The sequence below is a fragment of the Acinetobacter sp. NBRC 110496 genome (assembly GCF_000876115.1).
GTDB lineage: Bacteria > Pseudomonadota > Gammaproteobacteria > Pseudomonadales > Moraxellaceae > Acinetobacter.
In genome coordinates, this window is record NZ_BBTF01000010.1 from 43,364 (window position 1) to 68,208 (window position 24,845).

The following is a 24,845-nucleotide window of genomic DNA, read 5'->3' on the forward strand; positions in this document are numbered from 1 at the left end:
CATATATAGGACAATACTATTTATTAGAGTATTATGACTTATGTTTAGTCAGAAGGAGTGGTAGCCAAGTCAACATATCATCAGATGAACGGTTATCAACAATATGAAATTCTAAAGAAAATTAACTTTATAATTTCTTTTAAACTTGAATTTAAAATTGAGGGGGAATTTATGGCTTTAGTGCCTTGTCCTGAGTGCAACAAAGAAATTAGTGACATCAGTAAAAGTTGTCCTAGTTGTGGCTTTCCAATGAGTGAATACACTAGAAACCAGCTAAATGCCAGCACACCACCACTTTTACCCCCACCCCTACCAAAAGAATATTTAGACTCTAAAAAATCTTCGGGCCAAATGAATAGCTTAACGAAGCAGAATTTTTTTTATCAAAAAATTTTTTGGGGCTCTTTGGCTACAGTAATCATACTTATATGCTTTATCCCTTTTGGAAAAGAAAATACACCAACAGGATCAAGCAAAGAAACGCAAACTAAGGCTGAACCAGTATTAGAAAGCACTACAACCAATGCTGAACCTAAGATCAATTATCTAAAAACAACAGCGACTAAAATGATTAACACCTATAAAAACAATGAAGTCCGAGCTGATAACATATATAAAGACACTTATATTGAAGTCACAGGAATCGTTGGCTCAATTGATAGCGATTTATCAAATGAAGCTGTTATAAATTTAGCTTCTAAAAATGATTATGAGTTTAACTTTGTAATGGCAAGTGGAGATTTCGACTTCCAAAAGAAGGCTACCAATATAAATAAAGGACAAATAATCACGTTAAGATGCATTGGAGGGGGAGAAGTTATTGGAAACCCAATTCTTAATGAATGTACATTTAAATAAATAGATATTGATCATTATCAAGGAGCACCCTATGTCACTACAGCAAGAAATTTTTATAGAACAAAAGGTTTCAAATCAAAAAAAATCTAAAGGTGTAGCATATTTATTATTAATTTTTTTAGGGGGCCTAGGAGCACATAGATTTTATCTAGAGTGTTCTACATCAGGAGTTCTTATTTTACTTGCAACTATTTTTTCCTTTATGTTTTTACCTCTTATTGCAATTACTGTCATTTGGTGTTTTATTGACCTATTCTTAATCCCAAGTTTAGCGGATAAACATACAGATAAATTAAGACAAGAAGCACGTCTAGAAGCTTTAGGTCTTGATAAGAATGGTCCTTTCTCGTAATTAAAAATAAAAACACGGTATTCCACTAAAGGAATCCGTGTTGCTTCATCATTACATTCATGCAACCAATATGCATTGATCGCTTTCTCTAACTTTTCTTTTCCAGTTTTCATACCAATCCACTATTTCCTGATAATCAAAAAATACTGATGCTTGCCTAGTTACACCCTGTTTAAGTGGTTTAGGAAATGAAGGATCATCTTTTAGATATCCTCTAACCATATCCTGACTACAAGCTAACATTTCACACACTTGCTTCATAGTAAGACGTAAAATTACAGTTTCATTTAAATTAGCAATCATTCATTTGCTCCTTATATCAAATTGTTCACAAACCTCTCTTTTCATCAATTTAAAACATGCTTTTTCAATGCTAATAGCCATCTATGTCACTGTACTAAAGAAACCCTTAGTCAAGATCATAAGAGAATTGTTATCATGCTCAAAACATGTTCGCAGTTAATGTTCCGAACTAAATTTACTTACTCATCTCACTTTTTGGCTCCTTTTTAACAAGTGGATCAAGTAAAGCTAAAATTTTACTGACACATTCTTCCAGAAAAGATTCCAGCTCTTTTAAAGAGTCCACTTGTGACAGTAAAATTTCTCTTCGCAACAATCCGTTGATAAGAGCTCTCAAACTAGGATAATGTCCAACATCAACATATCTAATTTTCCCTATATTCTTTTCTAAGGGTTCTTTAGTCACAGCCTTTACACTTCCTATAACTTTTTTCAGTTGTAATGTAAAGTTGTACTCATCCGTTACAATTCGATATGTATCACCTAAATCTAAAATCATATAAAATCCTCATATTAGTAAATGCCAATTGCTTAATCTTATTCACTACCTTAAAGTAAGTTAAATAAAGACTTTGCTTTTCTACATTGTTTTGCTATTTTTTAAGCACATACTCCCCCTATTGTGTAGAAGATATCGTACACACTATTTAAATAGCTAAATTCATATTAAAAACATATCTAGAAGTAACCTGATCAACTCAACCACAGATATGATTATTTCAAGTTAATTACCCATATTTCTTCTCCTCGTTACATTAAAACTATTCCCCTGCCTAAATCGTTTTGGGAGGAGTTTCTTTTGTTCAGTCTTACACAAATATGAAGCTCTAATAACAGCATCTTCAAAATCAGTGTGCAAATCATGCCAATATAAACTCCTAAAATCACCACAATAAATTTTAGTTTGACGATCTCTTAATTTCAAAAAACCATAGCGAAACTCTCTACCATCCTTAAAACATAATGCACCCTCATATTCGACATAGTCCAACCCCTCTATTCTCGATAAAGCTTTATTAATGATAATCATAATCACTTTAGCACCATAATCATTGTGTCCAATATCAACTATGACCATTAAATGAATATGATGATAAGGGCGTTGATTACATTCATCTAAAAATGAATCGTCCTCACAAACAATTGATGATATCAGCTTCGTTTCAATACTATAGATTAGTTCCAATACTGGAATTTTTCTCTTTTGATATGAGCTACTTTCTTTCTTTCGTTGCTTTTCCCTCCTATTAACCTCACTAATAAAACGCTCCTTAAAAGTCTGAATAAACCTTTTCGGAAAATTATTAACATCCATAATCTCCACAACAAAATGAAGCATCCTTGGGGATATCATTGTTTCTTTTGCTCTGGTTAAAACAGTTAACATTGATGTTAGATTTTCTGGGTTCATATCCTTGTTAAGTACGAGGTAACCCTTAAACATTGTCTCAGCTATCACAATTCTCCTATATACAAAATTTTGAAACAAAAAAAATGCTTATAGAAACATCCCCTTTAACAAAGAAGAGTTCTATAAGCATTAATTGCTATAAATTCGATTGTCACTTCAAAACCGACTGAACTAACAGTCACCCCTGAAGCTACAGATAATATTGCGCTAAAAAAGGAAGTTGTACATGGAAGCTCTCATCCTTGTCTATGCTTTACAGGACAACAAAAGCAAAGAGTACACCAACCTAAACTTTAAACACTAAAATTATCTGCAAAATCCGATTCATTTACTAATATCTAAAACAAAAACACCTGTCAAGTTCTTTAGAAAAAATAAAGATGAATTGACTAAATATTTAAACTAGTAGATATCAGACTACAAATCGATATAAAACATTATTTTACTTCAATTAACCCACACAAGGAAGTCTTAAAGTCAAAAAACAAGGCTTTTTTACGATTAGTTACATTAGACTGTAATAAAAAAATACTCTCAATCCTCTTTATATTAACCATTAAGTATTTTAATAGTTAAATAAAAACCTAACCTATTTATTCTTTTACTTAGCAAAGAAAATACCCCCATAAAAACTTTTCCCTGTACTTTTTAAAATATCTTAACGAATTAATCATAATCTTGTATTTCTATTTTGTTCAATAAATCATAACCCTAGATTTTTATTTTTAATTCTATTTGCATACTCATAAGGTTTTATATATACATTGGTTTCTATTTCTTCAAGCCAATTACTCCAAACATTCATTATTTTCTCACGCTCCTCTAAATATTCAGCTATATGAGTATATGCACCAACCGTATCATTCCGTTCTTGGTGACTCATCTGCTTCTCTAAAGCATCTCTTGAAAATAAAGACATTTCTCCTAATGCAGATCTGGCTATAGCTCTAAAACCATGAATACAGATATCTTTATTCGTATCATACCCCATACGACGTAGCGCATCATTTGGTGTATTTTCACTAATAAAATTTTGATGATTATTAGGACTTGGAAAGACAAAAGCACAATTACCACTATATTGATGCACTTTCTTTAATACCTCAATAGCCTGAGGGGATAGAGGAACGAGATGACTTTCTTTCATTTTTGCTCCCCTATTAGAATGCTTTATACCAGCAATCAGGTCCCGAACAGGAGGAACAGTCCATTGCTTTCTCTCAAAATCTATTTCATCCCATCTTGCAAACCTGATTTCAGAAGATCTTAAGAATGTATGCAAAGCAACTAGTAGACAAAGCTTTGTTAAAGGATGTCCTGTATCTTCTTTAATGCGCCTTATTAGTTCTGGAACACGATCTAAACTCTTAAACGTAGCTCGGTGGTTCTTTTTAGCTGATAAATCCATATCCTCTAAATCCCGAGCAATATTTGTTTCTAGATAAGTATGCTGTACTGCATATGCGAAGATAAGGATTAAATCAGCTCTTATTCTTTGAGCATTATCAGGTGAATGCTCATATATGGCATTTAAGGCATCCTTCAAGGACCTGAGCGTAATCTGGTCAATTTTTTTATCTTTAAATTTAGGAAATAAATGATTTTCAAACTTACGCAATCGTTTGTGTTTAGTATCATCATCTAATGGTTTTCTAATTGCATAAGCATTCAACCAATCCCTAGCAACCATTTCTAAAGTAAGAATATTATTTGCTTTTACCCTTAGAATTTCAATTTGCTCTTTAGGGTCAAGTCCTTCGGCAAGCATCCTCTCATATTCATGTCTCTTCTCTCTAGCTTTCGCCAAAGTTAATGCTGGATAACTTCCTAATAATATTTTTTCTCGTTTTCCTGATTTTTTACTCTGATATCGATATACCCATGTTTTAGCACCTGTCTCTCTTATTCTAAGATACAGTCCATTTCCATCTTGTAATGTATATTCTCTATCTTTAGGTTTGGCTGCTACGCATTTAGCATCTGTTAAAGGTATTACTGATCTTGCCATAAGAACACAAACTTTAAGCAATTAAAAATATAGGGGACCTATGAGGGTACCTATTTTTAGACATAGTAACAAGGGATATAACGTGATATAACAGATAGGTTTAGAGGTAAACTCTTATTTATTAAAGTTATTTTTTTATAATTCTACATACACCGTTAAGCATATGGTCCCGAGGGTCGGACTCGAACCGACACGTCATCTCTGACAGCGGATTTTGAGTCCGCCGCGTCTACCAATTTCACCACCTCGGGAAGAGTGCGATGCTTTGTGTTGCGTATAATAACCTGTTTGATTTTATTGTCAAACACTAACTCACGCTTATTGCTCACTTTTAAATCACTCAGATATTTTTCTCTCAATAAACACACGAACTCAGCGAGAAAACGCAAAAAAGACTATACTACGCCCAATTTTTGCAATGTTTTAGATGTATGCAACTCTCCGACTTTTCGTTTGATCTCCCCGATGAACTTATTGCTCGCTATCCATTAGACAGCCGTAGCGCATCTCGCCTGCTGCATATCGATGCCCAAGGTCAATATCACGACCATAGCTTCACCGATATCCTCGATCTACTCGAAGACGGTGATTTGCTGGTACTAAATGACACCAAAGTCATGAAGGCACGCTTAAAAGGTAAACGTGCTACAGGCGGAGCTATCGAAGTTCTGGTTGAACGCATGTTGGACACCCACACTGCACATTGCCATATCAAATCAAGCAACTCACCTAAAGCAGGCGCAGAACTGTATATCGGTGAAGATGCTGTGCCTGTCACGGTACAAGGTCGCCATGAAAATCTGTTTGTGGTGAAGTTTTCACAACCGATTCTGTCAGTACTGGATCAATACGGTCAGCTGCCGATTCCACCTTATTTCAATCGTGAAGCCGAAGAGATTGATACCGAACGCTATCAAACCGTCTTCCACGACCCTGAAAAAATTGCCAGCGTTGCTGCGCCGACAGCAAGCCTGCATTTCGACCAAAGCTTATTAGACAAACTAGCCGCTAAAGGCATACAAAAAACCTTTGTCACGCTACATGTCGGTGCAGGAACGTTTATGCCTGTGCGTACCACAGACATCACCAATCATATTATGCACAGTGAATGGTGTGATGTACCGCAAGCCACCATTGATCTGATTTTGGCAACCAAAGCACGCGGTAACAAAGTCATTGCGGTAGGCACTACGGCGACCCGTGCCTTAGAAAGTGCAGCACAAGCCAATCAAGGTAAAATTGCAGCTTGGACAGGCGATACCCAGATCTTTATCTATCCAGGTTATCAGTTCTGTATCGTAGATCGTTTGATTACCAACTTCCATTTACCAGAATCGACCTTACTGATGTTGGTTTCAGCGCTCTCGAATCGGGACAATATCTTGGCTGCTTATACCCATGCAGTAGAACAACGTTATCGCTTCTTTAGTTATGGCGATGCGATGTTGGTGGATAAGCTCGACGCTTAATAATGATCAATCGACTAAACTACGGTTTAGTCGATTTTTTTAAAATGATGATTTAAAAAATTATGCCATTTATATCAAAAAAAATTCAAACAAACTTTCAAAATCAATTTATGCATAATCAGACAACCTTAGAAAATATTGAGGCCATTCGCCAGTTGCTTGCAGAGCAGCCCTCCCCCGACACGCTTATTGATCGCTTAAAACACTGGCAAGCCCAGCAAAACCTATATATCAAGAATTATCTTTACTGGGCGCTGACCACCCTGAGTCTCATTTTTTTATTGGCAGGCCTTTTGTTCTCAGCCTACTACCTGATTGTTTGTGTTGTTCTGTTTGGTCTTGGCATCCGTTATCGGATTCCGACAAGTGAACTGGAAAAATTAAAAGAGGAACTTAGGTTTTATATGCTGGAACAGACCTATCAGGTTCGGTTTGATCATGCAAATACGCCATTAAAACATGTATTACAGGACCACCCCTTATTTCAATTCGGTGATAAAGACAATATCGTTACAACTTTGCTTGCTGGACAAATAATAGTTAAAGAAAAAACCTATGATTATTCAGTTTTTAAATATCGTTACGCTTATTCTGTCGAAAAAACCGACGAGCAAGGTCAAACTTTCTATGAAACCCACCATTCTAATTTATGGGGTGTGTTGATGGAAAACTTCCCATTTCAGGGCATCAGTATTTCAGCCGCGCATAAAAGTCGTTGTCATCTTGGCATTGAATGGCAATCCAGTGACATTCGCTTTAATCAAAAGTATCAACAAAGTGGTGTCAATGAGTTTGAGTTTGTTAAATTCTTAACACCAGAGCGGTTACTGGCACTTGAGAATATGATGCTGGCTTTTCATAGTGATTTTTATGTTGATCCACACACAGGCTTAATGTGCTGGTTACTCAATGAATCTCCTTTGGCAGAAAATAATTATTTATTTCAGGCGATTACAGTGAATGAATTGGCTGAAAAACTGGAACAACTGCAAATGCCAAAACTGCAACGTTTACAAGATGCATTTGCCAGTTTACTCAAGACGCTATAATTTTATTTAAAACAATTAAAATAGCTTACAAGGCTTCTTAGTTTCTGAAATTTAAAGCATAATTCAGCTCATACAAAGCAATTATAATGAAATAAAACCTCCATGCCGATCGATACAGTACAACAAGCTCTCCACATCCGACGCAAAAAAAATGCGCAGGTGTTCCGTAATATTGCCCGGTTGTGGGAGGCTGGACAAAAATCACATAGCGATCAGGATTTGTTAGATGCACTGCATCCTTGGCGTGAAGATCATAATCTGTGTTTCTTTAATGCTCTTCCCTACCTACTGGGTATCATCAGTATCGGAACGCTGGTGTTTGGCTATTTTATCCATCCATATATTCAATATATCTGGAGCCTGCTCGGGGCATTTCTTACCGGTTTTCTGGCCTATCTGCTCTATGAACCACAGGAACCATTAACACGTGTGATCAACTATCTGGAACAACGTATGACCGTATTACGCTATGGTTTGCAGTTCCAGCAGCTCCCTGCTTATCTCCCCATTCAAGCGCAACCGATTTTGGTGATGAGCAAATTAAAGCAACATTTCCCACTGTTTAACCGCGGCAGTGAGTCCAATGAAATTACCCACTACGCCTCTACGACTTGGCATGATGGCAACACAGAACATCAGGTTCTCCTGTTTCAATATCATTATGTCAGTGAAATGCCGATTCTTCAGGATCAAAACAGTGATAAAAAAATTGTCAAAGAAATGCATAAAGATTTATGGGGTGCTTTTATTTTTCAAATGCCAGCTTTGGGAATTGCCGTCAGCAATCAGCGCTCAGATTTTTTTGAACCATATACCAGTTCTTGGCAAAGCAGCGACATTTTGATTAATCAAGAATTGAATATCTTTGGCTTGAATCAGCATCAACTCGCCAAAGAAGTCAGCCCGAGCCTCACTTTAAAACTGCATGATTTTTTTCAACATTTTACAGGAGATTTAATTTATCATCATCAAGAACAAATCCTGTGTTACGTGGGCGAACAAAATCTTTTCGAAACCGCCAGTAAACGCAACGACATCCATGATATTCCTGCATTGCGTGGACATTTACGCACCATGACCATGCCGCAATATCAGACGTTTCAACAATGGATGCTGAATTTAATTCGTTAATCATTGAGTAATAACAATAAGGGGAATGGTGATGACTGGTTTACTTATCTTTTTAGGTTTTTTTGTACTCCTGATCGTATGGGGTATTTCTATCCGCAATAACATCGTACGTTATTTTAATGCCACCAAACGGGCATGGTCAGAAGTGGCCAACTTCGAGCGTCAAAAAGTAAAGACTCTGGAAGCCTTGGAAGCCACACTGGATCAATACACCCAGTTTGAAAAATCGACCTTGGAAAAAGTCACCGAGTTGCGGCAGCAGATTCTCAACCTGAATGTGAATGACACTGATATTTCTCAACTACAACAGATCGAGAAAATGAGTAAGGAGCTGATTCGCAGCCTAAATGTGGTGGTCGAGAATTATCCTGAACTGAAAGCCGATGCGTTGTATAGCAAGATGATGGATGATATTCAGGAACAAAACGAAAATGTTGGTGCAGCAATCACCATCTTTAACCGCAATGTGGAATTGTTTAATAACCAGATCGAAGTGTTTCCAAACAACCTGATCAATACCCTGACTTTATCGAAGAAAGCCATTCGCCCATTTAAGGATAATCTGGCGACTGAAAATTTTGACTATAAACCGAATTTTTAGTGCGGTAGTTATAACATTTTAGCGTCTTACAGTTATCTCACTCATTCCAGCAAAAACCTTCGGTTGGAGTTACTTTTGTTTTAGCAAAAGTAACCAAAACCCTTGCACAGCTTTAATCGCTGTTCATAGACTGACGGTACATCCCTGCTACCGCAGTCTAACGCGGCGGCATCCATGCCGCCATCTCGATAGCAAATTCCCTCGCAAATTTCGCATTACAAAATGCAAAAACCTTATTCACTTCAATCAGTATTTGCTCATCAACATTCGAGCAAATATCACCCAAAACTTATCAAACTAAATCTATTTTATCTCTCGCTACATTTAGTAGTAGAACTGCACGCCATAATCGGGGAAAATAGCCGCTTTCGATCAGCGAACTGTTTTTTCGCCTTCTTGCGCTGCAATCATAGTAGCACTTCGATCTTGCTCAGGTTATTACATGAAATTTGAAAAATTAGGCCAGTCGGGGCGCGCCCGTCGTGGTCGACTTACTTTAGAACACGGTGTGGTTGAAACCCCTGTGTTTATGCCCGTTGGTACCTACGGTACAGTAAAAGGCATGCTGCCTCGTGATATTGAAGAAATTCAGGCACAGATTATCTTAGGAAATACCTTCCACTTATATTTACGTCCAGGTTTGGAAGTAATTAAAGAGCATGGCGGTCTGCACGAGTTTATCCAATGGGATAAACCGATTTTGACCGACTCTGGTGGTTTCCAGGTCTTCAGCTTGGGCGCAATGCGTAAAATCAAAGAAGAAGGTGTGACCTTCCGCTCTCCGATTGATGGTTCAAAGGTATTCTTGTCTCCAGAAATTTCAATGGAGATTCAACATGTACTGAATTCAGATATCGTGATGATTTTTGATGAATGTACCCCTTACCCTGCCACGCATGAAGAAGCGCAAAAATCATTGCAGCTTTCTTTACGTTGGGCAAAACGTTGTAAAACCCACCATCATGACGCGCTCAAGAATAAAAATGCCTTATTCGGCATTATTCAAGGCGGCATGTACGAAGACCTACGAGATGAATCACTCAAAGGCTTGTTGGAAGTTGGTTTTGATGGCTATGCGATTGGGGGGCTTTCGGTCGGTGAACCGAAAGAAGAAATGATCAAGGTACTTGATTATTTACCCAACAAAATGCCGCAAGACAAACCACGTTACTTAATGGGTGTGGGTAAACCAGAAGACATCGTGGAAGCGGTTCGCCGTGGTGTCGATATGTTTGACTGTGTGATGCCAACCCGTAATGCCCGTAATGGTCATTATTTTGTCACCGATGGTCTGGTCCGTATCCGTAACAGTAAATATCGTCATGATAAAGGGCCTTTAGACCCACATTGTGATTGCTACACTTGTAAAAACTTTACCCGTGCCTATTTATATCATTTAGAGAAGTGCGGTGAGATGCTGGCATCAATGCTTGGCACCATCCACAACTTGCGTTACTACCAACGTCTGACGCAAGGTATGCGTGATGCATTGGATAACGGCACATTTGATGAGTACGTTCAGGACTTTTATACCCGTCGTGGCTTAGAAGTTCCAGCATGTCCAGAGGACTAAGCTGAACGATTTGCATCAAGATTTGCGCCTGATCGCAAGACAAGGTACATTGCAAAACGAATTGGAATTTATTATTAATTTTTTGCCTTTTAATTTTAGGAAATCGAAATGAGTTTTTTCATCTCTACTGCTCACGCTGCACCTGCTGCGGCACAAGGTCCAAGCCTTATGGCAAACTTGTTGATGATCGCGGTATTTATCGCAATCTTCTATTTCTTGATCTGGAGACCTCAAGCGAAACGCGCTAAAGAACACCGTTCTTTAATCGAAAGCCTGGGTGTAGGCAGCGAGATCGTGTTTGCTGGTGGTTTAATGGGGAGAATTACCAAACTTGAAGGTGACTTTGCAGTTGTTGAACTCACTCGCGGTGTTGAGGTAAAAATCCAACGTGCGAGTGTCATTTCAGTATTACCTGAAGGCACATTAAATAACCTTTAATCATAAAATAGTCGTGCCTCAGCACGACTTTTTCATTTAAGAAGAAAGCGAATGCGTTACCCTGCATGGAAATATTTACTGATCCTTGTGGTACTTGTGATCAGTACGTTATATGCACTTCCAAGTCTGTATCCAGATGAACCTGCTGTCCAAATTTCGGGGGCAAAAGCAGGCACTAAAATTGATCAGACTATCGTGCAAAAAGCGGAGCAGATTTTAAAAACTGCCAACATTAGCAGCCACGACAATAGCTTCACCAATAACGCGGCATTATTACGTTTAAGCTCTTCTGAAGCACAGTTAAAAGCCAAAGAAGTGTTACGCCGTGATTTAGGTGATGATTATGTCGTTGCGCTCAACCTTGCCCCAACCACCCCTGAGTGGTTGCAAAAGATTGGCGCAAAACCGATGAAACTTGGTTTGGACTTACGTGGTGGCGTACACTTCTTGCTCGAAGTCGACATGGATAAAGCCATTAGTCAGCGTATGGAAACATCTGCGACTGATTTGCGTCGTCAATTCCGTGATAACAAAATCAAATTTAACAACCTTGCGTTAAGTAACAACACCATTACCATCCAGTTTGCCAGCAATGCCGACCGTGATGCAGCGACTGATTTTTTACGTCGTAATGGCAATGAGTTTACTCAACAAGCGGTTGCTACTTCATCTGGTGCAACTTTAAGACTGAATTATACCGATGCACGCCGTCAGGAAATTCAATCTTATGCAGTCAACCAAAACTTAACCACCTTACGTAACCGTATTAATGAACTCGGTGTGGCTGAAGCTCTGGTACAAACACAGGGTAGCAACCGTATTGTGGTTGAATTACCGGGTGTGCAAGATACCGCTGAAGCAAAACGTGTCTTGGGTCGTACTGCGAACTTAGAGTTCCGTTTGGTTGCAGATAGCAATGATCAATATATTGATCCATATACGGGTAAATATAATGGCCAGCCACTTCCTCCTGGGACTGAGGTATTTGCCTATCAGTCTTTAGACAGTGGTCGTCAACTCCTGTTACAACGTAACCGTATCTTGACTGGTGAACGTGTACAAAACGCAAGTTCTGGCTTTAGCCAAGACTCTGGCGGTGCTGAAGTAAATATCACCCTCGATTCTTCGGGTGGTAAGCTGATGGCAGATGCCACGCGTGGTGCAGTTGGCAAACGTATGGCGGTTTTGTTTATCGAGAATAAACAAAAAATCTCTTACGTGGCTGATCCAAACACAGGTGTCCAGACTGAAGTTCGTACTCCATATACCGAATCTGTGGTGATCAACGCTGCAACGATCCAAGCGGTATTGGGTTCGCAATTCCGTATTACCGGTCTAGATTCACCACAAGAAGCAGCAGAACTTGCCTTAATGCTTCGTGCAGGTGCTTTGGCTGCCCCAATGTACTTCGTTGAAGAACGTGTGGTGGGTCCAAGCTTGGGTCAAGAAAACATTGATAAGGGCGTGTTATCGACTCAAATCGGCTTCTTGTTGGTTGCGATTTGGATGGTGGTATTCTTCCGTTTATTCGGTTTGATCGCCAACTTTGCCTTGGTGTTCAACCTTGCCATGATCTTAACCGTAATGTCTTGGATTGGGGCTTCCCTCACCCTACCGGGTATTGCGGGTATCGTGATTACCATTGGAATGGCGGTCGATGCCAACGTCCTGATCTGTGAACGAATACGAGAGGAAATGCTCTGGGGTGCCTCGCCCAAACAGGCAATTGTTGCGGGTTATGATCGCGCCTATAACACCATTCTCGACTCGAACTTAACCACGTTCATTGTTGCGTTTATTTTATTCGCGATTGGTACAGGTCCGATCAAAGGCTTCGCGGTGACCTTGATGATTGGTATTATTTGTTCGATGTTTACTGCGATTACAGTAACGCGTGCAATCGTACAGCTCATTTATGGCAAACGCCGTAATTTGAACAAGTTGAGTATTTAAGGAGATTCACATGACTGATCTGACTCAACAAGACTCAAAGCAATACGGTCGCCCAGATGATCTAAAAATCATCCCATTCATGAAGATTGCCACACCTGCGGCCATCTTCTCGATCCTGATTACCATTGCCAGTATCTTCTTTATCGCGACCAAAGGTCTCAATCTGGGCTTGGACTTTACCGGTGGTATTTCGGCTGAATTAAACTACAAGCAAGGGGTTCAACCTGCTCAAGTGATTCAAGCCTTGGATCGTGCAGGCTTCAAAGATGCTGTAGTACAAACTTTGGGGAGTAATACCGACCTGATCGTGCGTATGCCTGTACAAGAAGACCTGAATGTTGAAGACCTGAGCAATAGCATCACTAAAGCGGTTCAATTGCCAAATAACACGGTAGAAGTTCACAAAGTGGACTCTGTCGGTGGTGCGGTGGGTAATGAGCTCTATGTACGCTCTGCTGGCGCAGTCGCACTTGCTTTGATCCTGATGTTGATCTACGTGACCATTCGCTTTGAGTTTAAAATGGCTGTCGGTGCTGTAATGTCATTATTCCATGACATTATCATCATTTTTGGTGCCTTTGCGCTGTTCCAATGGCCATTCGACTTAACCGTATTAGCGGCTGTACTTGCAGTGATTGGTTTCTCACTCAACGATAATATCGTGGTATCGGACCGTATCCGTGAAAACTTCCGTAAAATTCGTGGTGCAAGTCCTCGTGAAATCGTAGACATCGCCTTAACAGAAACTTTACGTCGTACCATTCACACCTCGATGACCTTATTACTCGTGGTTCTGGCCATGATGTTCTTAGGCGGTGATGGCTTACACTGGTTCTCTATGGCGATGTTTGTCGGTATCTTTGTCGGTACTTACTCATCGATCTATATCGGTACCGCATTCGCCTTATGGCGTGGTCTGAACCGTCAGGACTTTATTGTTCAAGTTAAACCTGAATTTGAAGAAGAAGAGATTCCTTAATCTCCCTTCTTTTGATTGAACAACAATGCCAGCGAAATGCTGGCATTGTTGTATGCGCTTTAAGGAAAAGCTGAACTTAAACAGACGCTCATCATCGATATTTTTACACGCAGTTGCGCTTCATTATCCTTTTATTAAGGGATAATCATAATCTCCCCACTTACTGGTTTGAATGCCTAAACCATGCAGGCTTTCAATCAGTTTAACCGCAGCCCGAACCCCATCAATAATCGGAATTCCCAGCTCTAGACTGACCTGATCCGCCATCTCGGCCATGCCGCCACAGCCCAAGACGATCGCGCCAATCCCATCACGCATTTTGGCTTGCTGGCAGCTTGCCAATAATTTTTCATAGGCCGCTTGCTTATCATATTCCAAAGCCAATACAGAAAGATCAATGCATCGAATCTGTGCACATTTCCGTTCAAAGCCATATTGATGCAATAAATGTTCAGCAATAATTTTGGTTCGGGCCAAGGTGGTGACAATCGAAAATTTTGTCGCCACCAAACTGGCCATATGGAATGCAGCTTCGGCAATGCCAATCACAGGCGCTTGAGCCAACTCTCTGGCCGCATGCAAGGCTGGATCACCAAAGCAGGCAATAATATGCCCATCGACCTGCTGCGCTTTGCCTTGTTGAATTAATTCAAGTACCCCAACAGCAGACATTGCCTCATCATAATGCCCTTCAATCGATAACACGCCTTTCTCGGGAGACTGGGCGATAATTTCGGTATCTACCGCGGCTACCTGACGCGCAGCCTCAGCAATTGATGTGGTCATTTCGACACAGGTATTTGGATTAATGATTTGAATTCGAGTCGCGTTTCTCATTTCTGCACATTTTTAATTCAAAAAATAAGAGTGATCATATTTCAATCCAACTGGTCTGAACAGTTAAACTATAAAATTAAATATTTAAACAAATATAATCAATAAATTAATAATAAATTTAAAATAATAAAATAAAGTTGGCTTAATTTATGCATCACTGGTCTGAACAGTAGTTTATCTTGAAGACCCATCATGAGCGATAGCCCGAACTATAGTCCTAAACTCTCCAATGAAGATCTCATCCCTGCGCAACAAAATTGGACGTGGTATAACATCTTTTCCTTTTGGATGTCTGATGTGCATAGTATGGGCGGCTATGTGGTCGCAGCGAGCTTATTTTCACTCGGTCTTGCCAGTTGGCAAGTGTTGCTGGCTTTACTGATTGGTATCGTAATTGTCCAAATTGCGGCGAACTTGGTTGCAAAACCTAGTCAAATTTCAGGTGTTCCCTATGCCGTCATCTCTCGCCAAGCCTTCGGGATTTATGGAGCCTATATTCCAGCCTTAATTCGCGGCCTGATTGCGGTTTCATGGTATGGCATTCAAACCTGGCTGGCCTCCAATGCCCTGATGATGATTCTTCTTAAGTTCTATCCAGCCTTATATCCGCTTACACTGACTGAATTTGCAGGTCTAAGCATGATTGGCTGGATCTGTTTTAGTTTGATCTGGGCGATACAAGCACTGGTTTTCTGGAAAGGGATGGACACCATCAAGGTGTTTATCGACTGGGCAGGCCCAATGGTCTATGTGGTGATGTTGGCACTGGCATTATGGCTGGTGTGGAAAGCAGGCTGGCAGCAGATTTCCTTTAAGCTCAGTGATAAACACCTCAGCGTCAATCAACAGATCATGCAAACCATTATCGCCATCGCATTAGTAGTGTCTTATTTCTCAGGTCCCTTACTCAACTTTGGTGATTTCTCCCGTTATGGCAAAGATATGCAACAGGTCAAAAAGGGTAACTTTTGGGGACTACCGTTTAACTTTCTCTTCTTTGCTGTCATCGTCGTCATGATTATTTCAGGGACGTTTACTGTGTTTGGAAAAATGGTACATGATCCACTCGAAACGGTTGCCATGATCGATAACGGGGTTGTAGTGGTACTCGGTTTATTAACAGTATTAACCGCGACCATTGGCATTAATATTGTGGCGAATTTCGTTTCAGCTGGGTTTGATTTTTCTAATCTTGCCCCACGCTTTCTTAGTTTTCGCAGAGCTGGCATGATTGCCGCGATTGGTTCGATCTTTATCACCCCATGGAATTTATTTAACTCCCCTGAACTGATTCACTATACGCTTGATACTTTAGCAGCATTTATCGGTCCACTGTTTGGCATTCTACTCGCTGACTTTTACCTGATTAATAAACAACAAATGCTGGTCGATGACTTATTTAGCGACCAACCCACAGCAGCATATTACTATCAAAAAGGCATCAATCGAAAAGCCATCGTGAGCTTAATGGCCGCAGTCAGCATTGGCCTACTCTTGGTGCTTATTCCAAGTTTTCAGTTTTTGGCGCCCTTCAACTGGTTTATTGGAGTCCTCCTCGGTAGTAGTTTTTACTATCGTCTCTCTCGGGAAAGTGTTGCTTTGAAAACAAGCAATATCCATCCTCAGCAAAGCTTGAATATTCCTCAAAACCATCAATGAATGCATGGATGGTTTTTTTAATGCTGAATGATCTGGATCTGTGGAAACTGGAAACCACGGCAGGACTGCTCTGCCCGCCACGCGACAGTCAATACCATGTTCTGATGAAGAATAAAGTTTTGATAAGCAAAGCTCCCAATCAACGGATGAGAACACATCCCTCCTTGATTGGACGGATGTACTTGGGTATTCAGACTATTCAAGTCCAGACGAATACCTAAACCTGATGCTTTTAAAACTGCTTCTTTGGTGGTCCAGACTCTGAACCAGTATTCAGCATCCTGATCCTGCTGTTGCCAGATTCGATATTCCTCGGCATGAAACGCATGTTGAGCCAAGGCATCAAAACGCACTTTTCGATCCAGCTCTTCAACATCAAGCCCAAGATCTTTGACCCGTTCACTCATCGCCAAGGCATAATATTGCTGACTATGCGAATGATTAAAATGTAAGGTATGGGAGCTTAAAAAGGGTTTACCGTGTTCATGCTTGGAAAAATTTAAATCGTCCACCGAGCAAAGCAGTTGATTTGCCAGCAACGTATTTCTATAGGTTCTGATCTGCTCTTTTTTATAGTGATTAAACAATCTTAAATCAGCAAAGTCAGCTTTATTTTTTTGCAGAAGTTGTGCCAATGCCTGAACATGGATTTCGATTTGACCCGCCATCTGATCACTCCCGTTATTGATACAAAAAAGCCCAAAGCAAACTTTGGGCTTTTCGGCATCCAGAATAGCTTAACGCTTAAATTTCTTTTCTGCTTTTTTGAATTTCTGAACATAACGACGTTTACGCGCCGCTACACGCTCATCCACTTGCGATTTGCGCCCTTCAAATGGATTCTCTGACGTTTTAAAATCGATACGGACTGGCGTTCCTTCAAGTTTATACACTCGACGGAATACGTTTTCCAAGTAACGACGATAGTCAGCAGGTGTCTTATCAACCTTGTTCCCGTGGATCACGATAGTCGGTGGATTTTGTCCACCCATATGCGCATAACGCATTTTAATACGACGACCGCTGATCATTGGCGGCTGATGCGCTTCAGTTGCATCACTTAAAATCTGGGTCAGTTTCGCAGGAGAAACTTTTAAATTTGCTGATTCATACGCACGATGGATCGATGGATAGAGTTCACCCACCCCAGTCCCATGCAATGCAGAAATTAAATGAATTTTCGCCCATGGAATGAAGTCAAAACGGCGTTCAACATCGAGCTTACACTGCTTACGATCATACTCGGTCATGTTGTCCCATTTGTTGATCGCAATCACCATGGCACGACCAGCTTCAAGTGCATAACCAATCAAATGTAAGTCTTGTTCAACAATACCTTCACGTGCATCCACTACCACGACCACCACATGGGCATCTTTCATGGCTTGCAATGTTTTCACGATTGAGAACTTCTCAATCATTTCATCGACTTTACCTTTACGACGCACACCCGCAGTATCAATTAAAGTATATTGACGACCATCACGCTCATAAGGAATATAAATTGAGTCACGTGTTGTTCCCGGCTGGTCAAATGCAACCACACGTTCTTCGCCCAACAAACGGTTAACCAAAGTCGATTTACCTACGTTTGGACGGCCGATAATCGCTAAACGTAAACCGGTATTTTTATTGTGTTCATCTGGATTTTCATCTTCTGGGACTTCAGCCAATACTTCTTCCAGCATTTGCTGTACACCACGACCATGACTGGCCGCAACCTGCATTGGTTCACCCATACCGAGCTTATAAAACTCAACCAAAGCTGCTTCAGCATGAACACCATCAACCTTATTGGCAACCAAGTAGACTTTTTTGCCTAGGGTACGAAGTTCGCGTGCAATTTGCTCATCGGATGCCAACAGGCCAGCACGCGCATCGACGACAAACACAATAATGTCTGCTTCATGGATCGCGGTCTTCGACTGCTCGGCCATGTATGAATCAATACCGCCCTCATTCTCACCGATACCCCCCGTATCTACGACAATGAACGATTTATTTTGATAAACCGCATCGCCATATTTGCGGTCACGAGTTAAACCAGCGAAGTCAGCAACCAAAGCATCACGACTTTTGGTGATTTGGTTAAATAGCGTTGATTTTCCGACGTTTGGACGACCAATGAGCGCAATAACGGGTTTCATAAATTAACCTTAATTCAGACGAGCCATCGTTGATGACATCGTATCAGAAACAGTATGGAAGATTTTGGTGATCAAGTAATCACAATAAAAATTCGGGGTTTTGTTTAAACAAATACCCCGATCATTCTTTTATTAGCAATAGCTAATTGTGCATTTTACCACAAGCTAGAACAAAATTAACGATTCTGCCAAATGCTTAATGCACCTTTTCGTGTTGCAACATAAAGTTGATTGTCAATTACGCGCAGCGAGCGAACTTCACCGCTGGTTTTGGCACGGCCAATCAACTTACCTGAAGCAGGATTAATCAGATGCAATACGCCATCCAAATCACCCACTACAAGATTTTGCCCTAGCATTACAGGATTACTCAGCTTGCGATTCAGCAATTCTTCATTTTGCCAAACCAGCTCACCTGTCGCCAGGCTATAGGCATTCAGCTTGCCATCCGTCGTCGTAACAAAAACTTTGTTATCCGCAACTTCAGCACTATTGGTACTGCTGGCATCTTCACTCCACACCACACGTTGTGTCGTGAGATCAGTCACTGTGACTTGACCTTGGAAGCTGGTGGTCACTAAATACTGTCCTGCAACAACAGGATCACCTACGACATCAACTAAACGCTGAATGTCTGAACGACCTTCACTGATTGCCACACGGCGTTGGAAACGTGGCACACCACTGATAATATCCAAGGCATAAATATAGGCATTTGCAGAACCAATCAATACCGTACGCTCATCTAGACGAACGGGTGCAGGTTGGCCACGTAAACTAAATTGGACATTTGGCAACTTATAGGCCCAGACCTGTTGTCCAGTCACCGCATCATGTGCAAATACAGTCCCGTCATTGGCAATAGTAATCACACGACCTGACTGGATCAAAGATGGAGACAAAATGGCACCAGACAATTTCGCTGTCCACTTTTGCTCGCCTGTCGCTTGATCTAAAGCAAATAACTGGCCTTTACGATTGCCACTGACCACAATCCCTTCACCCGCTTCAACACCCGCAGTGAGTTCTTGTTTGGTGATTTTACTTTTCCAAAGACGCTGTTTACCTTTGTAAGCAGAAATCTGACCATCCGGATCAATCGCAAAAATCACACCATTGTCAGTATCTAGCTGCAAGCGCAAAGATTCTGCCGCATTGGTCGACGAAACACTTTGTGAGAACACAAGGTTTAAACTTTGTTCTTGTACGATTTTTGGCAATGGATTCGGTTTTGCTTCTTTTACTTTATTGCTTGAACAACCAACGAGTAAAGCTGAAGCAATGGCAATTGCCAAAGGTAGTTTTAGTTTATTCTGCATTAAGACTCATCCACTTTGGTATCTAAGATCGGGCGCTCAAACTCAGGATCATCTACTAAAACGCCAACACTTTCGAGTTTAATTTGTAAAAGCTGACGTTCCTGTTTGCGCTCGAGCAAGTTATCCCATGCACTTTGATACGCTTTGCGTGCAGATTCATTGTCTTTTTTGGCAACAAAAATATCACCACGAAGTTCATCCGCAGTTGCCTTGAATGCTGGATCTGTCACGCTAGATAGAGTTTTCAAAGCTTCATCATATTTGCTTTGTGCCAGTTGCGAATCTGCTAAACGTAATTTAACAATTTGCAGCAAGCCCGCATCCTTGACTTTTGAAGCTTCAACTTTCTTCAATGCTTTTTCAGCTGCCGCATAGTCCTGCTTGTCATAAGCAAGCTTCGCCATGATAAATTGTGTTTGAATCGCTTGAGCAGAGTCTGCATCGTCTTTGACAATTTTATCTGCTGTTTCTGACAACGTCGCAAAGGCATTCGGCTGACCCGATGCCGCCTTCGCTTCATCCATCAACTTTTGTACCTTGGCAGTCTGGTTCTGGGATTCGGCAAGATTTTTCTTTTGCCAGTATTCCCATCCGAAAAAGGCAATCAAGGCAATGAGAATTCCGCTAATGATTGCAGAACCATATTTTTTGGCAAACGACTTGAACTGGTCGAGTTGTTCTTCATCACTTAAACTCATGTGATTGTCCTTTTCCTAACTTGTGCAATTTATTGTTTAAATTTTTCGATAAAAAATGGCGCCAGTTCAGTTAAAGCAACTTGTGACTGTTCTGCTGTCGCAAGTTCTTTAACGAGAAGCTGCTGTGATTCCCACTCGCGCTCACCCAAGATCACCGCATAGATTGCGCCAGATTGATCGGCCTTTTTCATCTGGCTTTTCATGCTGCCTTGTGAACCTGTTTTCAGGCGAATTGGACTATTTACTGCCTCTAACTGATCACGCATCTGCTCTGCCAATACCAAAGCTTTGGCTTGGTACGCTGGCTCAGCCAACAAGAATACTTCACAATCACGTACGTCTTTGGCTTGTGCAACTTGTTCAACCAACAACAGCAAACGTTCCATTCCCATGGCAAAACCAACCGCTGGAACAGACTGATCGGCTTTACCTTTAAGCTGTCCAACCAAGCCATCATAGCGACCACCCGCACACACCGTTCCTTGAGAACCCAACATGGTGGTGGTCCATTCGAATACGGTCTTGTTATAGTAGTCCAAGCCACGCACTAACTTTTGGTTAATCACAAACTCAACACCTGCATCAGTGAGGTATTGCTGTAATTGCTGGAAGTGGTTGATTGAATCTTCTTTAAGAAAATCATGCAACTTCGGTGCATTTTCCAAAATCTTTTGCGTTGATTCAATTTTCGAATCCAGAATACGCAAAGGATTCGTGGTTAAACGGCGTTGTGAATCTTCATCCAAGGCATCTTTGTGTTGGTTTAAGAACGCAACCAAGGCCGCACGATATTCTGCACGCTCATCTGTTTCACCAAGAGTATTGAGCTCTAAGCGAACATTCGCTGCCACACCCATACGTTTCCATAAACGCGCGGTCATTAAAATGAGTTCAGCATCAATATCAGGCGTTGCCACACCAAAAGTTTCAACACCAAATTGATGGAACTGACGATAGCGGCCTTTTTGTGGCTTTTCATAGCGGAACATTGGCCCGAGATACCAGACACGCGGTGTCGCACCACGCAACAGGTTATGCTCTAACATGGCACGTACACAACCCGCCGTCCCCTCAGGACGTAAGGTGAGTGATTCAGGTGGCGTACCTTTGTCGAAAAAGGTATACATTTCTTTTTCAACGATATCGGTCGCATCACCAATTGCACGTTTAAATAAACCGGTTTGCTCAACAATAGGCAAACGGATCTGTTGATAACCATACGCATCCATTAATGATGCAAGTTGTTGTTCCAGACTTCTCCAGGCCGCAGTTTGCGTTGGAAGGATGTCATTAAAACCTTTGATAGCGACGATTGAACTCATGATGAACTACGAATAATTTCTTTAGATTTTGCTTCTTCAAGCTCTTGAACACGTTGACGAACCATTGTTTCAATTTCATCAACCAACTGATTTGTGTCAATTAAATGACTTTTTTCACCATTACGATAGACCAGTGAACGCGGTGATGCACCGACAATCCCGATATCCGCCTCTTTGGCTTCACCTGGGCCATTCACCTTACACCCGATCACCGACAAGTCCATCGGCGTACGGATATCCTCTAAACGCTCTTCCAATGCCTGCATCACTTGAATTACATTGAATTCTTGACGTGAACAACTCGGACAAGCAATAAAGTTAATCCCGTTTGAGCGTAAACCTAATGATTTTAAAATATCAAAGCCGATTTTAATTTCATCTTCCGGCTCTGCCGCAAGCGAAATACGCATGGTATCGCCAATGCCTTCCATCAACAATCCACCCAGTGCAATCGCCGATTTGACTGTACCCGTACGGTAAATCCCAGCTTCAGTCACACCCAAATGCAATGGATTATCAATCTGTTGTGACAGCAAGCGATAAGCATCCATGGTTAAAAACACATTCGATGCTTTTACGCTGACTTTAAACTCGTGGAAGTCCAAACGATCCAGAATATCGATGTGACGCATTGCTGACTCAAGTAAAGCCTGCCCTGTCGGTTCACCATATTTGACCTGTAAGTCTTTTTCTAAAGAACCCGCATTGACCCCAATACGAATCGAAATACCGTGATGTTTTGCTGCTGCAACCACTTCACGTACTTTTTGATCCGAGCCAATATTGCCTGGGTTAATCCGCAGACAGTCTGCGCCATAATCCGCAACAGCCAAAGCAATACGATGATCAAAGTGAATATCCGCCACCAATGGCACAGAAACGCGTTTACGAATTTCTCCAAACGCTTCTGCTGCTTCCATCGACGGTACCGAAACACGCATGATATCTGCGCCAGCATCTGCACAGCGCTGAATTTGCGCCACAGTTGCCTCGACATCGCAAGTTTCAGTATTGGTCATACTTTGAACACTGATCGGGGCATCACCACCGACATACACCGAACCAACACGGATTTTACGTGTTGGGCGGCGTTTAATTGGGTTCACAATCATCGTATAGCTCTACTCTCTGGCATTAACGAGACAAACGGAATTCTGCTTTTCCATTGACCGTATATGGAGACAAGGAAATTTTCTCTTGATTTAAAGTCAATGCTACGGCGGTCGCATCATCTAAACGAATTTGAAATGGTGATTCACCACTTAAAGTCAATGTTGATGCTTGACGACCTGTTGCCAATACTTTACCTGTTGCATCTACGATATGCACAGAGGTTGGTCGATTAAAGTCCAGAACCAGTTGGTCACCAGATGTTGCTGTGGTGCTAGTTCCCATTGGTAAAATCTGCACATCCGAATTTTTAATCTTTGGCACATCTTCATCATCTTTATGACTTGATGTCCAGTTCTGAACCGCCATTACAGCTAACCACGCCAATACAGCGACAGCCACCGCGATTGCAATACGCTTTAACCAGATACGATTACGCACACTTTTCGAACCTGATAATTTCCCCATGATTTTAATTGGAGAATTATTCAGGGCATGGCTGGCTTTAAGTCCAGTATCATTCACATAAATTTCATCAAAACGTTGAATGATCGCACTGGCATCTGCATTTAAATGCTTTGCATACGCACGGTAATAACCTTTAATGAACGTCGCTTCCGGCAAGGATTTATAATCATCCTGCTCTAATGCTGTCAAAGTTTTGACAGGCATATTCAATACGTTTGCAATCTCTTCAATTTCTTTCTTTTGTGCAATACGAATTTGACGCAAATACTCACCAGGTCGTTGAATATTTCCTAACGTTGACGCTGGCGAGGTTGAGCCAGTTGGCTGATGTGAATTTGGATTTATTTCCATACGGCCTCAGTACTGTACTGTAATTGCAAATAACGTTGATATTCTGGACTATCAGGAAATAGGGCACGTAGTTGATTAACCAGTACCTGCATTCCTAATTGATCCGCATTCGCTCGAGCAATGCGTAGACCAATCCAAAGCGCACGAGCACCTTGGTTGTTCTGCCCTACATTACGAACATATTGTTCGTATAGTTGTGACGCATCTCTATTATTTTGTTGCAAATAGAAAATTTCCGCCAACTCTAACATTGAAATGGTTGCGTTTCGATTCGCTTGTAGCGCTTGTTTGAATGATTTTTCAGCATTCGCAACATCGCCCAATTTTAAATAGATTCGTCCTAGGTTTTCCAACGACTGAAATCGTTGATCATAGCCTAGCGTTGCACCCGCACGGGTAAATTGCTCAATCGCTTCATTATAGCGTTGCTGCTGATACAAATATGTACCGTAATTATTACGCGCTTGAGCATTATCAGGTTCTGAGGAAATCGCACGCTTAAAATAAGCCTCTGCTTTTTCCATATTGCTTGCACTGCCTTCTTGTTGCAGCAAGATGCCCATCATCATATTGGCATTGGCATCACGAGAGTCCACTTTTAACGCTTGATCAAGCGAACGTTTGGCCGAATCTAGATCACGGCTACGAATATATTCTGCAGCCAGCTGTGTTCGAACTTGAACTGCTTTTTCTGGATCTTTTTTTAATCCTGTAGAAGGCGATTGACAAGCTGTTAAGCCAAACAAAGTAAACACAACAGCCGTCACAGTAATGGTTTTTGTTCGAGTGGTATTCAACGCCTTTCCCCA

Annotated in this window: 24 protein-coding genes and 1 tRNA gene; 11 read left to right on the forward strand and 14 right to left on the reverse strand. The window is 41.0% G+C overall.

Annotation, left to right across the window (positions count from 1 at the left end; translation table 11 throughout):
- Positions 1 to 84: 84 nt before the first annotated feature.
- Together Aba26S_RS07265 and Aba26S_RS07270 are read left to right on the forward strand one after the other, a co-directional pair.
- On the forward strand, positions 85 to 858 hold the full coding sequence (locus tag Aba26S_RS07265; RefSeq protein WP_010589790.1) for a zinc-ribbon domain-containing protein: 774 nt from the start codon (positions 85 to 87) through the stop codon (positions 856 to 858).
- Positions 859 to 889: 31 nt separating this feature from the next.
- Positions 890 to 1,210 (forward strand): NINE protein, encoded by a 321-nt coding sequence (locus Aba26S_RS07270; protein WP_005244286.1) that lies wholly within the window; start codon positions 890 to 892, stop codon positions 1,208 to 1,210.
- Between the two features lie 57 nt (positions 1,211 to 1,267).
- Here the strand turns inward: Aba26S_RS07270 and Aba26S_RS07275 are convergent, their stop codons facing one another.
- The 5 genes from Aba26S_RS07275 to Aba26S_RS07295 form a co-directional block, all read right to left on the reverse strand.
- Positions 1,268 to 1,513 carry an AlpA family transcriptional regulator gene (locus Aba26S_RS07275; protein ID WP_005244289.1) on the reverse strand — a complete coding sequence of 82 codons (246 nt, stop codon included), beginning with the start codon at positions 1,511 to 1,513 and terminating at the stop codon, positions 1,268 to 1,270.
- Between the two features lie 175 nt (positions 1,514 to 1,688).
- Positions 1,689 to 2,012: a hypothetical protein gene (locus Aba26S_RS07280; RefSeq protein ID WP_005244290.1), complete on the reverse strand. Its 324-nt coding sequence runs from the start codon at positions 2,010 to 2,012 to the stop codon at positions 1,689 to 1,691.
- Between the two features lie 225 nt (positions 2,013 to 2,237).
- Positions 2,238 to 2,972, reverse strand: coding sequence for a hypothetical protein (locus Aba26S_RS07285; protein ID WP_043971060.1), 735 nt, complete (start codon positions 2,970 to 2,972; stop codon positions 2,238 to 2,240).
- Positions 2,973 to 3,627: 655 nt separating this feature from the next.
- Entirely contained in the window at positions 3,628 to 4,932 is a 1,305-nt protein-coding gene (locus tag Aba26S_RS07290; protein WP_005244294.1) for an integrase arm-type DNA-binding domain-containing protein, read from the reverse strand.
- 164 nt (positions 4,933 to 5,096) lie between these two features.
- A tRNA-Leu gene (locus Aba26S_RS07295) sits at positions 5,097 to 5,183 on the reverse strand.
- A gap of 180 nt (positions 5,184 to 5,363) precedes the next feature.
- Here Aba26S_RS07295 and queA point away from each other — a divergent pair.
- From queA to secF, 8 genes are all read left to right on the forward strand, one after another.
- On the forward strand, positions 5,364 to 6,401 hold the full coding sequence (gene queA / locus Aba26S_RS07300) for a tRNA preQ1(34) S-adenosylmethionine ribosyltransferase-isomerase QueA (RefSeq protein WP_043971062.1): 1,038 nt from the start codon (positions 5,364 to 5,366) through the stop codon (positions 6,399 to 6,401).
- A gap of 110 nt (positions 6,402 to 6,511) precedes the next feature.
- Positions 6,512 to 7,450, forward strand: coding sequence for a hypothetical protein (locus Aba26S_RS07305; protein ID WP_227541432.1), 939 nt, complete (start codon positions 6,512 to 6,514; stop codon positions 7,448 to 7,450).
- A 102-nt stretch (positions 7,451 to 7,552) separates the two neighbouring features.
- Positions 7,553 to 8,581 carry a hypothetical protein gene (locus Aba26S_RS07310; protein ID WP_043971066.1) on the forward strand — a complete coding sequence of 343 codons (1,029 nt, stop codon included), beginning with the start codon at positions 7,553 to 7,555 and terminating at the stop codon, positions 8,579 to 8,581.
- 31 nt (positions 8,582 to 8,612) lie between these two features.
- A complete protein-coding gene (locus Aba26S_RS07315; protein WP_043971068.1) occupies positions 8,613 to 9,182 on the forward strand; it encodes a LemA family protein in 570 nt (189 codons plus the stop codon).
- 442 nt (positions 9,183 to 9,624) lie between these two features.
- Positions 9,625 to 10,755 carry a tRNA guanosine(34) transglycosylase Tgt gene (gene tgt, locus Aba26S_RS07320; RefSeq protein ID WP_043971069.1) on the forward strand — a complete coding sequence of 377 codons (1,131 nt, stop codon included), beginning with the start codon at positions 9,625 to 9,627 and terminating at the stop codon, positions 10,753 to 10,755.
- 108 nt (positions 10,756 to 10,863) lie between these two features.
- Entirely contained in the window at positions 10,864 to 11,193 is a 330-nt protein-coding gene (gene yajC / locus Aba26S_RS07325) for a preprotein translocase subunit YajC (protein WP_005206306.1), read from the forward strand.
- Positions 11,194 to 11,244: 51 nt separating this feature from the next.
- The gene (secD, locus tag Aba26S_RS07330) at positions 11,245 to 13,146 is read left to right on the forward strand and encodes a protein translocase subunit SecD (protein WP_005244309.1); all 1,902 of its coding nucleotides are present in this window, start codon (positions 11,245 to 11,247) and stop codon (positions 13,144 to 13,146) included.
- A gap of 10 nt (positions 13,147 to 13,156) precedes the next feature.
- Positions 13,157 to 14,125, forward strand: coding sequence for a protein translocase subunit SecF (gene secF / locus Aba26S_RS07335; RefSeq protein ID WP_005244311.1), 969 nt, complete (start codon positions 13,157 to 13,159; stop codon positions 14,123 to 14,125).
- 123 nt (positions 14,126 to 14,248) lie between these two features.
- On the opposite strand, the gene Aba26S_RS07340 is transcribed toward secF, so the two are convergent.
- Entirely contained in the window at positions 14,249 to 14,962 is a 714-nt protein-coding gene (locus tag Aba26S_RS07340) for an aspartate/glutamate racemase family protein (protein ID WP_043971071.1), read from the reverse strand.
- Positions 14,963 to 15,154: 192 nt separating this feature from the next.
- On the opposite strand from Aba26S_RS07340, the gene Aba26S_RS07345 reads away from it, so the two are divergent.
- Positions 15,155 to 16,621 (forward strand): NCS1 family nucleobase:cation symporter-1, encoded by a 1,467-nt coding sequence (locus Aba26S_RS07345; RefSeq protein WP_043971073.1) that lies wholly within the window; start codon positions 15,155 to 15,157, stop codon positions 16,619 to 16,621.
- A gap of 17 nt (positions 16,622 to 16,638) precedes the next feature.
- Here Aba26S_RS07345 and Aba26S_RS07350 read toward each other — a convergent pair whose 3' ends face one another.
- The 8 genes from Aba26S_RS07350 to pilW form a co-directional block, all read right to left on the reverse strand.
- The gene (locus Aba26S_RS07350) at positions 16,639 to 17,289 is read right to left on the reverse strand and encodes a 4'-phosphopantetheinyl transferase superfamily protein (protein ID WP_043971075.1); all 651 of its coding nucleotides are present in this window, start codon (positions 17,287 to 17,289) and stop codon (positions 16,639 to 16,641) included.
- Positions 17,290 to 17,358: 69 nt separating this feature from the next.
- Positions 17,359 to 18,768, reverse strand: coding sequence for a ribosome biogenesis GTPase Der (gene der / locus Aba26S_RS07355; protein WP_043971077.1), 1,410 nt, complete (start codon positions 18,766 to 18,768; stop codon positions 17,359 to 17,361).
- A gap of 176 nt (positions 18,769 to 18,944) precedes the next feature.
- Positions 18,945 to 20,087 carry an outer membrane protein assembly factor BamB gene (gene bamB / locus Aba26S_RS07360; protein ID WP_043971079.1) on the reverse strand — a complete coding sequence of 381 codons (1,143 nt, stop codon included), beginning with the start codon at positions 20,085 to 20,087 and terminating at the stop codon, positions 18,945 to 18,947.
- Positions 20,087 to 20,785 carry a tetratricopeptide repeat protein gene (locus Aba26S_RS07365; protein WP_043971081.1) on the reverse strand — a complete coding sequence of 233 codons (699 nt, stop codon included), beginning with the start codon at positions 20,783 to 20,785 and terminating at the stop codon, positions 20,087 to 20,089. The genes bamB and Aba26S_RS07365 overlap by 1 nt, the downstream gene beginning before the upstream one ends.
- Before the next feature lie 29 nt (positions 20,786 to 20,814).
- On the reverse strand, positions 20,815 to 22,107 hold the full coding sequence (gene hisS / locus Aba26S_RS07370) for a histidine--tRNA ligase (protein WP_005244323.1): 1,293 nt from the start codon (positions 22,105 to 22,107) through the stop codon (positions 20,815 to 20,817).
- Complete coding sequence (gene ispG / locus Aba26S_RS07375) at positions 22,104 to 23,219, reverse strand: flavodoxin-dependent (E)-4-hydroxy-3-methylbut-2-enyl-diphosphate synthase (protein WP_005244326.1); 1,116 nt, start codon at positions 23,217 to 23,219, stop codon at positions 22,104 to 22,106. The genes hisS and ispG overlap by 4 nt, the downstream gene beginning before the upstream one ends.
- 22 nt (positions 23,220 to 23,241) lie before the next feature.
- On the reverse strand, positions 23,242 to 24,036 hold the full coding sequence (locus tag Aba26S_RS07380) for a helix-turn-helix domain-containing protein (RefSeq protein ID WP_005244327.1): 795 nt from the start codon (positions 24,034 to 24,036) through the stop codon (positions 23,242 to 23,244).
- The gene (gene pilW / locus Aba26S_RS07385) at positions 24,027 to 24,833 is read right to left on the reverse strand and encodes a type IV pilus biogenesis/stability protein PilW (protein ID WP_005244329.1); all 807 of its coding nucleotides are present in this window, start codon (positions 24,831 to 24,833) and stop codon (positions 24,027 to 24,029) included. Before pilW ends, Aba26S_RS07380 begins: the two co-directional genes overlap by 10 nt.
- Positions 24,834 to 24,845 lie beyond the last annotated feature (12 nt).